Origin of the sequence: Amycolatopsis nivea, assembly GCF_004522235.1 — a bacterium.
Taxonomy (GTDB): Bacteria; Actinomycetota; Actinomycetes; order Mycobacteriales; family Pseudonocardiaceae; genus Amycolatopsis; species Amycolatopsis nivea.
The window spans coordinates 16576-30654 of record NZ_SDLT01000054.1 but is presented as its reverse complement, the minus strand read 5'-3'; the positions used below and the strand labels follow the sequence as shown (position 1 = coordinate 30654).

Here is a 14079-nt window from a genome sequence, read left to right as displayed (position 1 = left end):
TTCGGTACTCAAGAACGCTCCACCTCTCGTTCCACCGCGTCCAATTCGTCCGCCAGCCGCACCAGCGCCGCCTCGTCGGACGGCGACGGGCCGTACAGCACCGCCCCGACCTCGTTCGGCGCCCGGCCGGTCCGCGCGCTCACCGTCTCCACCACCGCGGGCGGACCGGCGTCACGCGGTAATCCCAGTCTCTTTCGCAGCCGCGTCCGGGCCGCCTCGCGCAAGGTTTCCGCCGCGTGCCCGGTCGCGCCGCCCCGCCGGTACAGCCGGGCCCGGCCCTCCGCCGTTTCCGCCGACCGCACGACCACCGGCAGCGGTTCCCGCACCACCGGCCCGAGCCGTCGCGCGCGCCACAGTGCGAACAGGACGATCGCGATCCCTACGGTCAGCGCGCCGTATCGCCAGCCCGGCGGGATCAGGTCGACGAAGGGCTTCTTCTCGCTGTCCAGTGCGGGGTCCTCTGTGGACGGGACGTACCAGATCAGCTGCCGGTGATCGCCCAGCAGCCGCATGCCGAACGCCGCGTTGCCTTCCTTGGCGATCTGGTCGTTGGTGAACGCTTCCGCCGAGCCGAGCACGGTCACGGTGCCAGTCCGGTCGGCCAGTTGCACGAAAGTCGGTTCACCGCCGTCGCGATAGCAGGCGCGCGCAGTCTTGTCGTCCGTGCGGTAATGGCGTCCGCCGAGCGTGACCGAACCCGCGCTCACCGCCGCGCCGACCGTGCAATCCGGTTGCAGCGTACGGATGTCTCCCGCCCCCGCCGAGGAAACAGTCGGCGCAGCCATGTCCAGCGCGGTCGAGCCGGGCGCGACGAGCACGAGGTGCGCGACCCGGCGGCGCAGATCGGCCAACCCGTTCGCGGGCACCAACTGCGGGTTGGTGATCAGCAGTGTTCCGCCGTCGGCGGCCTCGCGCGCTTCGGCAAGCGAATGCGCGGCGCGGATCTGAACGCCTTGCTGCTCCAGCAAATGCGCGAGCGCGTGACTTCCGCGCGGTTCGTAGGAACCGGGGTCGAACTCGCCGCTGGTCTGTTTGCCACGACTGAGCACAATGGCCAGTGCGATGATCACGATCAGCAGGAGCAGCGCGAGCGGAACCCGGGCACCGCGCCAAATTCGGCGCAGATCCGGCGAAACGGCCGTGCTCATGCGTCCGCCAGTACCGGTCGGGCACGCCGGACGCGATCGTCCAATTCGGACAATGTGCGGTAGCCGGATTCGGTGCCCGGCCGTCCGCCGTAGTGCACGTCGTCGAACTGCCGCGCGGCGGCGATGAGGTCAACAGCCAGGTCCGGCAGGAACCTCCCGGCTTCGGCGACGGCCTCGTCGGCGGTCCGGCCGGAGCGGACGTCCAGCAGCGCGCGTTCTTCCATTCCCCGCACCAGCGCGCGGAACCGATCCCGCACCGCGTCGGCGAAATCGCCGCGAGCGGCGGCTTCCTCGGCGGCTTTCCGGTACTCGTCCGCCGTTCGCCGCCGTCCGCTGAACACCTCGCCGGACGTTTTCGCCGCCCGGCCGACCTTGCCGACCCGCAGCCGCACGACCACGATCAGCACGATCAGCAGCGCCACCACCAGCAGCAGGCCGAGCGGGCCGCCGGGCACTCCGGACAACGCGTCGAACAGCTCGGAAATCCGCTGTCCGAGCCATTGCCAGAACCGTTCGAGCACCCCCGGCCGCGCGGCCGCGTAACCGGGATCGGTGAGTTCCTGGATCGCCCGCAGCCGGGCGGGGTCCCGGTCGATGTCGACCGGGACGTCGGCGAGGAAGCCGATCACCACGCCTGCCGCGGCGGTTGCGGCGGCTGGATGCCCGCTGCCCTGGCCAGTTCGATGTCCATGCCCTCGCGGCGCATCCGCTGGTCGATGTAGAGCACCACGGTGACCAGCGCGGTGAACGGCATGACGATCGTCTCCGCGATCACCTTGCCCACCGACTGCAGCACCAGGCCGCCGGTCGTCACCGTCGGCAGGGTCGCCTGCGGGTCGAAGATGCCGCTGAACGCGCCCGAGCCGAGGCTGAACGGAATGCCGATGATCGCCGAGATCAGCCAGCTGATCACGGCCGCCAGCAGCAGCACCCCGAACACCCGCCAGAACATCCCGGCCACGAGCTGCCGCGACCGCGTGAACGCCTGCCCGATGGTGCCGCGTTCCAGCACCAGCGCCGGACCGGCGAGCGACCAGAACACGTACGGCAGCACGGCCGGGATCAGGCAGAACACCGCCGCGACCATCGTGGCCAACGTGTACAGGACGGTGACCGCCAGCAGCGGCAGCAGACGCGGCGCGGCTTCGCGCATCGCCGAGCCGAAGTCGACCGGACGGCCGAGCACCGCCTTGCCCATCACCACGGTGAGGAAGCCGGTGAGGAAAGTCTGCGTCAGCATGGAGATCACGAGGACGGGCAGCAGCGAGGTGAGCGCCGAGCCGAGCAGGCTGTAGGCCGCGTCGAGCTGCTGTTGCTGAGTCGCGGCCGGGCCGAGCTGGGCGACCCGGTTGAAATCGGGAACCAGCCACAGCGACGCGACGAGGTTCAGCCCCGCCGAGATCACCGCGACGACCGCGGACACCCCGAGGATCAGCAGCGGATACCGGCGGATCGCGGTGATCGCGCCGTCGAGGATGTCGCCGACGTTCAACGGACGCAACGCGATCACGCCCGGTTTGCCCAGCCCGTTCGGGCCCCAGCCCGCGCCGGGACGGCCGTAGCCGCCGCCCGGGTACTGCGGAAGCGGTTGCTGGCCCGGGGATTGCCACTGCCCGCCGCCTGCCGGAGGCGGAGTCCCGCCGGGCGGCGGGAACGCACCGGGCTGCGACGGGGTCGCGCCGGGGGACGAAGCCGATCCGGCCGAGGTCTCGCTGCCCGGCTCCGGGGTCGCGCCGGAGCTTTCGCTGCTCGACTGCGACGTCGTGCCAGCGGGGCTTTCGCTGCCCGGCTGCGAAGTCACGCTTTCGCCGCTCGGCTGAGATGTCGCGCCGCCCGGGCTCACCCAGCCCGGCTGCGACGGTGCCGGATTCTCACCGGCTGAAGGCGAACTCCCACCGACCGAACCGCTCGAGCCGCTCGACTGCGGCGTCGCACCACCCGGGCTCACCCAGCCCGGCTGCGACGACGCCGGATTCTCACCGGCCGAAGGCGAAGCCCCGCCGCTCGAGCCGCTCGACGGTGGCGTCGCACCAGCGGGATTTTCGCTGCCAGCCGAAGAATCCGCGCCGGTCTGGTTCGTCCCGGCAGCCGGATTCGTCCCGGTCGAAGCGGCGTTTTGGCTGGCGGACGACGAAATTCCGGCGCTCGTGCCGGACGGCGCGGACGAGGTGTCCGTTTCGCCGGTCTCCGGCGGGGTGGCGGCGGACGCGTCCGGATCGGGAGCGGCGAAGCCCCGGCTCGGCGTAGGCGTGTCGTCCCCCGGCCCGGGCGAACCGGGTGAATTTGTCATCGGAGCCCCTCGTCTGCACGGCCCTTGCGGTTGCTGCCGTCACTCTTCCAGAGCCGTCCGCACCCGGCCAGACCTGGGGGGACGTCCGGACGGGAAGCCAGTCCGGCGAAGTGCTGCGGCGGGCCGGGCGTCCCCCGATATGCTGAACGGCAAGCCGGGGGACGCCCGGCCCGCGCCGAGACCCACCGGGACTGCCCTGATGACGCAACCGCCCTACGGCCAGGTGCCGCCACGCGGGACCGTTCAACCCCCGCCGGTGCCGGGTCAAGGACCGGTGCCGCCGGGCCAGTACCCGGGCCAGGCGCAAGGCGGCTACCAGGCCCAGCCTGGACAGGGTCCGTACCAGGGGCAGCAACCGCCGTTTCAGGGCCCGCCGCCGCAGGGGCCGCCGTGGCAGCAGCCGCCGCCGTCCTATCCGGTGCCGCCGCGCAAGCCGACCGGGCTGATCGTCGGGCTGTGCCTCGGCGCGGTCGCGGTGCTGGCGCTGGGCGTCGTGGCGATCGTTTCGCTGAACCGCGGGTCGGGGCCGAGCAACGCCGGCTACCAGGCCGCGCCGCCGTCGCCGTCGTCCGCCTACGAACTGCCGCCGACCAGCGGCTCGTCCGCCCCTTCGAGCTCGCCGAGCAGTCCATCGGAAAGCCCGAGCACCTCGACCAGCGCCGGCCCGCACAAGATCCTCAAGCTGGCCGACCACCCGATCCTGCAGGATCCCAACGCCGGCCTGCAGAACCGCGTCTGCAACCTCCCGCCGTGGACGAGCACGCAGGACGGCGCCGAAGCCTTCTTCACCGCCGCGAGCAAATGCCTCGACGCGGCGTGGGGCCCGTTCCTCGAGTCCTACAACCTCCCGTTCACGCCGCCCGCGCTGCACTTCCCGACCGGCCCGAGCTTCGACACCGAATGCGGCACCATCCAGGTCGGCATCGCCACCGCGGCGTACTACTGCGAGAACAATCTGTACGTTCCGTTCAAGGGCCTGCAGACCGACCAGTACGGCAACAATCCCGGCGTCTACCTGGCGCTGTTCGCGCACGAGTACGGCCACCACGTGCAGGAAGTCGCGGGCATCATGGACGCCGCGTGGCAGAAGATCTACGCGGCCGGGCAGAACAGCCCCGAGGGCCTCGAGATGTCGCGCCGCAAAGAACTCCAAGCGCAGTGCTTCTCGGGAATGTTCCTGGGCGCGCACGTCGACCGCGGCGGCACGATCACCCGCGACATGTACAACAAGGCTTGGAACGACCAGGAAACCCGCGGGGACAACACTTCCCGCAGCCACGACCACGGCACCAACGCGCACTACGCGCAGTGGTGGCGCGCCGGGGCGAAGGACAACCGGATCGCGGACTGCAACACCTTCGCCGCTTCCTCGTCGGACGTCAGCTAACCTGGCAGCCACTGCGCCCGTAGTGGTTCGCGTCCAGTCACTACGGATGTAGTGGTTTGCCGCAACGACCGTGCTCCGGGCCGCGTCAGCTGAGCAGCGCGAGCTTGCCCGGACCGCGGATCACCAGGTACGCGTACATCCCGCCGCAGAAACAGGCGAACACCAGCAGCGCCAGCGCGATCGGCGCGCGGAGGTCCCGCGCGCCCGCCGAGGTGTCCGGCATGGTGACGGAGACGATCCCGTCCGCCGGGGCGTCGTCCGGGACCAGCACCTGGAGATGCTCGTCCTTCCCGTGCCCGCAACTGTCGAGGGTGCCCTGCCGCGGTTTGCCGCCGAGCTGGAACGAGACCGATTCGGCCGCCCCGGGAACGGAACAGTCGACGGCCTTGGTGACCTGGGCGTCCACCGGCGCACCGGGAGACTTCGCGCGGATGCCGAGCATCCCCGGACCGGCGAGCCACACCAGGACCACGACGAGCACCCCGACCGCGACCGGGATGCCCACCTGAAGCCACCGCTTGACCGCGCTCTTATGCGGGGGGTCGGAAACCTGCACGACGCCATGCTTCCAGATGCCGGGGGCAAAACCCAGTGAGGTGCCCGCGCACGGGGGACCCCGGGCGAGGTCGCGCCCGCCCGCTGCCTGCCGACGCTCGCCTCTGCCCGCACCGAACTGGCTCGGCGAGTGCCCCGATGCCACTTTGGGTGCATCTCACGCACCCAAAGTGGCGTTCGGTGCATCGCACGCACCCAACGCGGCACCCGGTGCATCCCTCCCACCCAACGCGGCATTGGTTGCGTCGGACGAACCCGGCGATCGGTGCACCCAGCGGCTGTTTCCCCAGCAGCGCGTTGTGCAGCGGGTTCGCGGTGCCCGCCAGGCGATGCGAAGCAGCCGCTGGCGAGACTGGCCTGGGCTTCGCTCCCAATTCAAGGTCGGCATCGCGAGCCGGGTCCGTCGCCACGGGCGAGTGGCGGCCCATGCGCATTGTCGCTGCGAAACCCCAGCGCGCCCGCCGCACCTCACCGCTCGATCTGATCCACCTGCGTGACCTTCTTGACGTACAGCAGCCGGTCCCCCGGCTCCAGCGCGTCCGCCTGCGGAGCGTCCACCCGGTAGAGCACCCCGTCGCGCACCACGCCGAGCACCGTGTCCGCCAGGTGCCGGGGCGAGCCGCCTTCCTCGCTCGGTTCGATGCCGCGCTCGGCGATCGCCAGTCCGGATTCCGGGGTCAGCAGGTCCTCGACCATGTCCACTACAAGCGGAGTGGATGTCGCCATCCCGAGCAGCCGCCCGGCGGTCTCGCTCGACACCACGACCTGGTTGGCCCCGGACTGCTTCAGCAGGTGCACGTTCTCCGCCTCGCGCACCGACGCCACGATGTGCGCCTTCGGGGCCAGCTCGCGCGCGGTGAGGGTGACCAGCACGGCGGTGTCGTCGCGGTTCGGCGCGACCACTACGGCCCGTGCGTGCTGCACGCCCGCGACGCGCAGGACGTCCGCCCTGGTCGCCGAGCCGTGCACGGTGACGAGGCCGAGCGCGCTCGCCGCGTCCAGCGCCTGCTGGTCGGTGTCGACGACCACGACGCGGTTGGCCTGCACCTCCTCGTCGCCGAGCAGCGCGTTGACCGCCGAGCGGCCCTTCGTGCCGAAACCGACGACGACGGTGTGGTCACGCACCTTCGTCCTCCACTTCTGGATTTTGAACGCCTGCCGGGAGCGCTCGGTGAGCACTTCCAGGGTGGTCCCGACGAGGACGATGAGGAAGAGCACCCGCAGCGGCGTGATCACGATGACGTTCACCAGCCGCGCAGACGCGGTGGCCGGAGCGATGTCGCCGTAGCCGGTGGTCGAGAGGGAAACTGTCGCGTAATAAAGCGAGTCGAGAAGGGAAAGGCCGTCGCCGTTCGCGTCGCGGTAGCCGTCCCGGTCGAGATAGACGATCAGCACCGTCGCCAGCAGCGCCAGCATGGCCCCGATGATCCGCTTGACGATCGACCGCATCGGGCTGACGGTCAGCTCCGGCATCCGGATCACGCCGACGAGCTCGTGGTCGGGCCGGTCGTTCAACCGGACGTTGAGGGGCAGCCGTTTCAAGGCCTTCATGCACCGGCTCCCCGCGCGCGTTCGGCGTCACTCACAGCCGGGAGGATAACCCAATCGGAGCACCCGCACACCCGTCGCGGCGATCATGCTGTGGCAGGCTTGCCGCATGTCCGAGCCTCGCGCGTCGCAACGTCCAGCGCTTCTTCTCGCCGCCGTCCTCGCCGGGGCGGGCGTCCTGCACTTCGCCCGGCCGAAGCAGTTCGACGCGCTGGTCCCGAAGGAATTGCCCGGTGACCGGCGCACCTGGACGTACGCGTCGGGCGTCGCCGAGCTGACCGTCGCCGCCGGGATCGCGATGCCGCGCACGCGCCGGCTCGGCGGATTGGCGGCGGCGCTCCTGTTCGTCGGGGTGTTTCCGGGGAATGTGAAAATGGCGTTGGATTATCAGCGGCGCGGCCGCCCGGCCCGGGACCGCGCGGTGGCGTGGCTTCGGTTGCCGCTGCAATGGCCGTTGGTGAACTGGGCGTTGACCGTCCGGGATCGGGCCTAGCTTCTATTCCTGCGGAACGTTGCGCAGCAAGGCGCGCAGGCCTTCCGCGTCCAGCAAGTCGGCCGGGCGCAGCGTGTGTCCATGCCGGACATAGTGGAAGGCCGCACGCACCCGTTCCACCGGCACTTTCTTCAGCGCGGCCCACGCCAATCGGTACGCACCGAGCTGAATAGCCAAGGCCGGCAGCCGTTCTTCGGACGGGACGGAACCGGTCTTCCAGTCCACGACAGTCCAGCCGCCGTCCGGGTCCGCGTACACCGCGTCCATCCGGCCGCGCAAGGTAATGCCTTCGACGTCCGCGGAGAACGGCACCTCCACGGCGACCGGGACCCGGTCGGCCCATTCGCTGTTCTCGAAAGCTTCCTGCAGGGCTTCGAAATCGGTATCCGGTGCTTCGCCGACATCGGCCGCGCCCGGGAGGTCGTCGATCTCCAGCAGCCGGTCGCCGGAGAACCGTTGCTCCAGCCAGCTGTGGAACGCGGTGCCGCGACGAGCGAAAGTATTGGGCGGCAACGGAAGCGGGCGGCGCAGGCGTTGCGCCAGAGCGTCCGCATCGGACGCCAGGTCCACCAACTGGCTCACGCTCAGCTGCGCGGGCAGCGCAACGCGATCCACAGTGGACTGCGAGCGCGCGCGTTCGGCGAGGAGGACGTCGGTGTCGGCAGCCCAGCCGTCCGGGTCTTCCGGATCGATGACGTCCTCGTCGTCTTCGAAGTACTCGTCGTCCGGCAGGAATTCTTCTTCGTCCTCGGGTTCCGGCGGCAGCGGGATTTCGTCGTCGTCAGCGGCCGGAAGCGGCTCGGCTTCCGGTTCGGGCTCCGGTTCCTCTTCCAGGGCCGCCATTTCCGCCAGCAGCAGATCCACCCCGGTGGCGACTCCGGACCGCCGCTCGCCCAGCGGGTCCACCGGCCACTGCGCCGTCCGAGAGTCCGCGACCAGCGGGTTCTCCTCGCCCTCCTCCGGCTCCTCGGCCCAGACGTCCACCACGCCCAGCGGCGGATCGGCCTCGTTCATCACCTCGGCGATTTCGGAGAGGAAGATCGACGGCCCTTTGGCTCGCGTACTGCTTTCGTTCCACCAATGCCCGGAAACGAGCAGCGCCCGCTCGGAACGGGTCAGCGCGACGTAGCACAACCGTCGTTCCTCGTCGGCCTCGCGGGCGACGAATCCTTCCTCGTGCAGTTCCAGCGCTTCCTGCACTTCTTTGCGGTCAAATCCTTCCGCGATCTGCAGCTTCGGCAGATCCGCCGCGTCACCGCGCAAATGCGCGGGCAGCGCGGTAGAAGTACGCAACCACGACGACGAACGACGCTTGCCCGGGAACACCTCAGCGACCAGATGCGGGACCGCCACCACTTCCCACTCCAGCCCCTTGGCGGAGTGCACGGTGAGCACCTGCACGCGATCCGGAACCACCTGCACCTCGCCAGGCGTGAGCCCGTCTTCCGCGTGCGCCGCGGTGTTCAGATAGTCCACAAAGGACAAGAGAGTCGCCGTTGGCGCGGTCTCGGCGTAGTCAGTAACGACTTCGGCAAACGCGTCCAAATGCGCGCGACCCGCTGACCCAGGTCGGGCGAGCGATTCAACGTCGAGCAGCATCGTGCGTTCGACGTCCGCCACCAATTCCGGCAGCGACTGGTCCAACCGACGGCGCAATGCCGTCAATTCCGCGCCCAGACGGCGAATTCGCCGGTACCCCTCTGCGGAATAACGCTCGGGCGCGCCGGGTTCGTCGACGGCGTCGATCAGCCCGGCCTGTTCCGCGCGTTCGGCGACCAGTTCCGGTTCTTCACCCTCCTTCGCCCGAGGCTCGGGTGAGGTGAGTTCGTTGGCCCGCCGCCACAACGCCGCGACGTCCGCCGCCGCGATCCGCCAGCGCGCACCGGTCAGCAATCGAGCGGCCGCGCTGCCGGCCAGCGGATCGGCGAGCACCCGCAGGGTTGACACGAGGTCGGCGACCTCAGGTTCGTCCAGCAACCCGCCGAGGCCCACGACCTCCACCGGCAGCCCGCGCATCCGCATTTCCGCCGCGATCGGTGCCATGTCCGCGCGGCGGCGCACCAGCACCGCGGCGGTCGGCGGCTTCCCGGATTCTTCTTTCTCCGCATGCCAACGCTGGGCCATCGCGTCAGCGACCCACTCGCGTTCCGCGCGCACATCCGGCAACAGCGCGACCGCGATGTCCGCCGGACCGGCACCGTCCCGCGCGCGCAGCCGTTCCACGCCAAGTCCGCGCTGCCGCAACGGTTCCGAGATCGCGTTGGCCAGTTCCAGGATTTCCGGCGGATTGCGGAAACTGGTGAGCAGCCCGAATTCGTGCGCGGTTTCGAGCCGTTCCTCGCCACGGCGCGGGAAGTCCGTGGTGAACCGGGGCAGGTTCGCCGCGCTCGCGCCGCGCCAGCCGTAAATCGCCTGTGCCGGGTCGCCGACCGCGGTCACCGGCATCGGCGAATGCTCAACGCCGCCGAACAACGACCGCAGCAACACTCGTTGCGCGTGCCCGGTGTCCTGGTATTCGTCCAGCAGCACCGCCCCGTACCGCTCGCGCTCCCCCGCCACCACCGCCGGATATCCGTCGGCGAGCTGCGCCGCGAGAGACATCTGATCCGCGAAGTCGAGCGCGCCTTCCGCCCGTTTGCGGCGATGATAATCCTCGACCAACGGCAGCAGTGCCAGCCGGAACCGTTGCGCTGCCAGCACTTCCTGCAGCTTCACCGGCAGCGACGCGCGCTGGCCTTTCGCGCGTGGCGCATTCTCGATGACCTCGCACAGCCACTCGGTGTATTGCCCGAGCTTTTCCGTCGAGATCAGATGCTCGCCAAGTTCCCCGGCCAAAGCGAGCAGCTGCGCGGTGACCGTCGGCGGCACGCGGTCGGTGTCCAGGTCATTGTCCCAAGTGGACACCACTCGATGCGCCAGCTGCCACGACGAAGTCTCCGACAGCAACCGGACACCAGGCTGCACCGGAAGCCGCAACCCGTGCTCCGAAAGCAAACGCCCGGCATACGCGTGATAGGTCAGCACCGTCGGCTCACCGGCGACCACAGTGGCCCGCAACGCGCCCGACGGATCGATCCGCTCCAGCAGCCCCGAACCGGCGAGCCGCCGCAACCGCGCCCGCACTCGCTCCCCGAGCTGACGCGCGGCTTTCCGAGTGAAGGTCAGCCCGAGCACGCGTTCCGGGCTCACGATTCCGTTAGCCACCAACCACACCACGCGCGCGGCCATGGTTTCGGTCTTCCCCGCACCCGCGCCCGCGACGACCAGCGACGGCTCGACCGGCGACGCGATCACGGTCGCCTGCTCGGGCGTCGGCCGGTGCAACCCCAGTGCGTCGGCGATTTCCGCGGGCCCGACGGGATTGGCGATCACCACCGGGCTCACGGTCCGGTCACCTGACGGCCTTCCGGACGCAACGGGCAGCAACCGCGCGCCGGGCACCGGTCGCAGTCGGCGTTCTCGTGCGCCTGGTAGTCCGGACCGACCGCGGCGGCCGCGGCCGAGCGCACCAGCTCCAGCCACTCGCGCCCGTTGTCCTCGTCCATCGGCGGCTGATCCCGTTGGGTGGCCCCGGTTTTGTTGTTCCCCTTCGCGACATACACGAGCTTCGCGCCGCCGGGCGTCGTCTTGCCCTCGACCGCGCCCAGCAGCACCGCCAGCTGGTACGCCGCGAGCTGCGGGTGCTTCTCCGCGTCCGCGCCGGACACCGGGACCTTGCCGGTCTTGATGTCCACGATCACCGGACGGCCGTCCTTGTCCATCTCGACCCGGTCGACGCGTCCGCGCAGCAGCACGCGCACTTCTTCGTCGCCCATCGGCAACTCGACCTCGATGTCCTGCTCGACCCCGGCCTCGATCAGCTCCTGCCGCGACTTTTCCAGCCACGACACGAAGTTGCGCAGCATTTGCTCCACCCGCGACCGTTCACGACGGGAGAACCACGGCGCGCCGGCGTCGACGCGCACCCACGCTTCGTCCAGCGCGGCCTGGATCTGCTCCTCCGTGCTGCCGCCCGCGATCGCCTGCGCCAAACCGTGCACCAGAGTTCCGGTCACCGCCGCCAGTTGCGCCGGATCGCTGCCGCCGTGCCGCTCGATCAGCCAGCGAAGCGGACACTTCACCAGGATCTCCACAGTGGACGGTGAGATCCGCATCAGGTCGCCGGGCCCGTGCACCGGGTCCTCAGTGGACGCTTCCATCAAGCCGTACCAAGTGTCCGGATGCGCCCCCGGAACCCCGGCCGCAGCCAGCCGGGCGAGTTGTTTCGCCGCCCGCTTCCGGCGTTCTGGATCCGTCTTGTCGTCACACACGACCTCGCGCAGCTCGCCCACCAATTCGGCCAGCACGAGCGACCGGCCCGGCGGTTTCATCCGGGAGTCGAGCATGCCGTCGTCGGCGCCGTTCTCCTCAAGGTCGTCGAGGAACCGGGACGGCTGCTCGTCTTCCCCGGCGACCGCGGTCACCAGCAGCGTCCGGCGCGCGCGGCTCGCCGCGAGGTAGAACAGCCGCCGCTCCTCGGCAAGGATCGGCGCGATAGCGGACACCTTGTCGTGTTCGTCCACTCCGGACAGCAGGTCGACCAGCCGCTCGACGCCCAGCAACGAGCCACGCAGCCGCATATCCGGCCACGCGCCCTCCTGCACCCCGGCGACCGCGACCACTGTCCACTCGCGACCCGCCGAAGCGTGCGCTGTCAGCAGGGAAACCCCTTCGCCCGGAATCGCCGCCGGTGCGAGCGTGTCCCCCGCGATGTTCTGCGACGACAGGTAATCCGCGAACGCCGCGACGCTCGCCTTGGGCAACCGATCGGCATACCGACCCGCCGCATCGAACAACGCCACCACGGCGTCCAAGTCGCGATCAGCCTGCGCACCGAGCGAGCCGCCGCGATCCACCAGACGCAGCAACCGTTCCTGCAGCCCGCTCGCCTGCCACAGCTCCCACAGCACCTGCTCGACGCTTTCGCCGCGGCTCACCGCCTGGTGCGTGACGCTCAGCAGCTTGCCGACCCGGCGAACCGGCAACGCCTCGTTGTCAGCGAGGCCGACGAGAATGTCCCCGCCCCGCAACGCTTCCACGAGCAATTCATCACTCGACCGCTGCCCGCCGCCAGCCAACTCCAGCCGACGAAGACCGCGCCGCAACCGTCGCAACGCCAACGGATCCGCCCCGCCGAGCGACGAGGACAGCAACATTTCCGCGATGTCGACGTCCAGCAATTCCGGCTCCGCCGCGATCCGCAACACCGCCAGCAACGGCCGTACCGCGGAGTGCTTCGCCAACGGCAATTCCTCAGTGGCCGAACCGATCGGCACCCCAGCCGCACGCAAGGCACGTTGCAGCACAAGGAAAGTTCGCGCCGGAGACCGGACCAGCACCGCCATCTCCGACCACGGAACTCCGTCAACGAGATGCGCCCGCCGAAGCTGGTCGGCGATCCAGCTGGCCTCCGCCGCCGGAGTCGGCATCAGCCGCACCCGCACCTTGCCGCCGCGTTTCCCTTGCGGGGTAACCAACTTCCGATGCGGCGAGGCACCGGGCAACGTCGCACCGAGCTTCGCGACCGCCGCCCGGACCGTCGGAGCGAGCCGGTGCGAGGTGGTCAGCATGACCGTCCGGTCGCCGTCATTGTCGGAATCGGCGAACAGTTTCGGGTCCGCGCCGCGGAAGGAGAACACCGACTGATCCGGATCGCCGGCCACCACGAACTCCTCCGCGGTGTGCCCGATCGTGCGGATCAGCTGAACCTGCAACGGATCCAGGTGATGCGCGTCGTCCACGAACAAATGCCGGACGCGGCCGCGCTCGCGTTCGCGCAATTCCTCGTCGTCCTCCAGCGCGAGCAACGCCGACGTCACCAGCTCCGCGGCGTCCAGCGCGGGCGCGGCAGGCAGGCCGAGCGCGTTGCCGCCCGCCCCCTGCAGCTGGGTGACCTCCTCGTACTGCGCCCAGAACTGCCCCGCCGCGACCCACTCCTCGCGGTCCTGGCGATGCCCGAGTTCAGTCAGATCCTCCGGCCCGAGCCCGCGTTCGGCCGCCCGCATCAGCAGGTCGCGCAGTTCCTCGGCGAACCCGGGAACGGTCAGCGCCGGACGCAGTTGCTCCGGCCAGTCGGTCGCGCCCTCCTCCAGGTCGCCCTCCAGCAGTTCGCGCACGACGACGTCCTGCTCCGCCCCGGCCAGCAACCGCGGCGGCGGCAGTTCCTCGGCGCGAGCTTCCAGGCGCAGCAAGGAAAACGCGTACGAATGCACTGTGCGCACAAGCGGTTCGCTCACCGTGCGCGGCAGCGGAGACTCCTGATCCGGGTCCGACGTGAGCCGCCGTGTGAGGTCGGCGCGCAGCGCGTCGGCGGCCCGGCGGGACGTCGTGAGCAGCAGCACGCTCTCCGGATCCGCCCCCTCAGCGATCCGGCGCGCGGCAGCGGTGGCGAGCAGCGCCGTCTTCCCGGTGCCCGGCCCGCCGAGCACGCGGCGGAATCCCGCGGGCGCCGACAGCAGCCGTCGAGCGTCCTCGTCCCAGGTGAACGTGGGTGCGGCGGGGACCGGCGGGCGCACCAGCCGCGCCTGCCCAGTCCCTGCTCTCCGCACGTGCACATCAGCGATGGAACCATGCCCGCTCACCCGGGTGGCGCACCGGCACACCCCTCGGCGGGACTATC

9 protein-coding genes are annotated in these 14079 nt (G+C 70.2%); 2 read left to right on the top strand and 7 right to left on the bottom strand.

Going from position 1 to position 14079, the window contains the following annotated elements; translation table 11 throughout:
- Positions 1-8: 8 nt before the first annotated feature.
- Genes EIZ44_RS40105 through EIZ44_RS40095 form a run of 3 tightly spaced genes read right to left on the bottom strand, consistent with a single transcriptional unit; the run spans position 9 to position 3438 of the window.
- Positions 9-1148, bottom strand: a complete 1140-nt coding sequence (locus EIZ44_RS40105; protein WP_134734149.1) for a DUF4350 domain-containing protein — start codon at positions 1146-1148, stop codon at positions 9-11.
- Positions 1145-1780: a DUF4129 domain-containing protein gene (locus EIZ44_RS40100; RefSeq protein ID WP_037815816.1), complete on the bottom strand. Its 636-nt coding sequence runs from the start codon at positions 1778-1780 to the stop codon at positions 1145-1147. The genes EIZ44_RS40105 and EIZ44_RS40100 overlap by 4 nt, the downstream gene beginning before the upstream one ends.
- Positions 1774-3438 carry a hypothetical protein gene (locus EIZ44_RS40095; protein WP_240690909.1) on the bottom strand — a complete coding sequence of 555 codons (1665 nt, stop codon included), beginning with the start codon at positions 3436-3438 and terminating at the stop codon, positions 1774-1776. Before EIZ44_RS40095 ends, EIZ44_RS40100 begins: the two co-directional genes overlap by 7 nt.
- Positions 3439-3637: 199 nt before the next feature.
- Here EIZ44_RS40095 and EIZ44_RS40090 point away from each other — a divergent pair, with 199 nt between their 5' ends.
- Positions 3638-4825, top strand: coding sequence for a neutral zinc metallopeptidase (locus EIZ44_RS40090; RefSeq protein ID WP_240691545.1), 1188 nt, complete (start codon positions 3638-3640; stop codon positions 4823-4825).
- Positions 4826-4910: 85 nt separating this feature from the next.
- Here EIZ44_RS40090 and EIZ44_RS40085 read toward each other — a convergent pair whose 3' ends face one another.
- Positions 4911-5330 (bottom strand): hypothetical protein, encoded by a 420-nt coding sequence (locus EIZ44_RS40085; RefSeq protein WP_134734147.1) that lies wholly within the window; start codon positions 5328-5330, stop codon positions 4911-4913.
- A gap of 518 nt (positions 5331-5848) precedes the next feature.
- Positions 5849-6931: a potassium channel family protein gene (locus EIZ44_RS40080; RefSeq protein WP_134734145.1), complete on the bottom strand. Its 1083-nt coding sequence runs from the start codon at positions 6929-6931 to the stop codon at positions 5849-5851.
- 106 nt (positions 6932-7037) lie between these two features.
- On the opposite strand from EIZ44_RS40080, the gene EIZ44_RS40075 reads away from it, so the two are divergent.
- A complete protein-coding gene (locus tag EIZ44_RS40075) occupies positions 7038-7421 on the top strand; it encodes a DoxX family protein (RefSeq protein ID WP_134668906.1) in 384 nt (127 codons plus the stop codon).
- Between the two features lie 3 nt (positions 7422-7424).
- Here the strand turns inward: EIZ44_RS40075 and EIZ44_RS40070 are convergent, their stop codons facing one another.
- Entirely contained in the window at positions 7425-10805 is a 3381-nt protein-coding gene (locus EIZ44_RS40070; RefSeq protein WP_134734143.1) for an ATP-dependent helicase, read from the bottom strand.
- Complete coding sequence (locus EIZ44_RS40065; RefSeq protein ID WP_134734141.1) at positions 10802-13975, bottom strand: ATP-dependent helicase; 3174 nt, start codon at positions 13973-13975, stop codon at positions 10802-10804. The genes EIZ44_RS40070 and EIZ44_RS40065 overlap by 4 nt, the downstream gene beginning before the upstream one ends.
- Positions 13976-14079 lie beyond the last annotated feature (104 nt).

Excerpts from the sequence above, each read along its gene's own strand:
- EIZ44_RS40095 (WP_240690909.1), bottom strand. The coding sequence starts at position 3,438 with ATGACAAATTCACCCGGTTCGCCCGGGCCGGGGGACGACACGCCTACG.
- EIZ44_RS40080 (WP_134734145.1), bottom strand. The coding sequence starts at position 6,931 with ATGAAGGCCTTGAAACGGCTGCCCCTCAACGTCCGGTTGAACGACCGG.
- EIZ44_RS40075 (WP_134668906.1), top strand. The coding sequence starts at position 7,038 with ATGTCCGAGCCTCGCGCGTCGCAACGTCCAGCGCTTCTTCTCGCCGCC.
- EIZ44_RS40105 (WP_134734149.1), bottom strand. The coding sequence starts at position 1,148 with ATGAGCACGGCCGTTTCGCCGGATCTGCGCCGAATTTGGCGCGGTGCC.
- EIZ44_RS40090 (WP_240691545.1), top strand. The coding sequence starts at position 3,638 with ATGACGCAACCGCCCTACGGCCAGGTGCCGCCACGCGGGACCGTTCAA.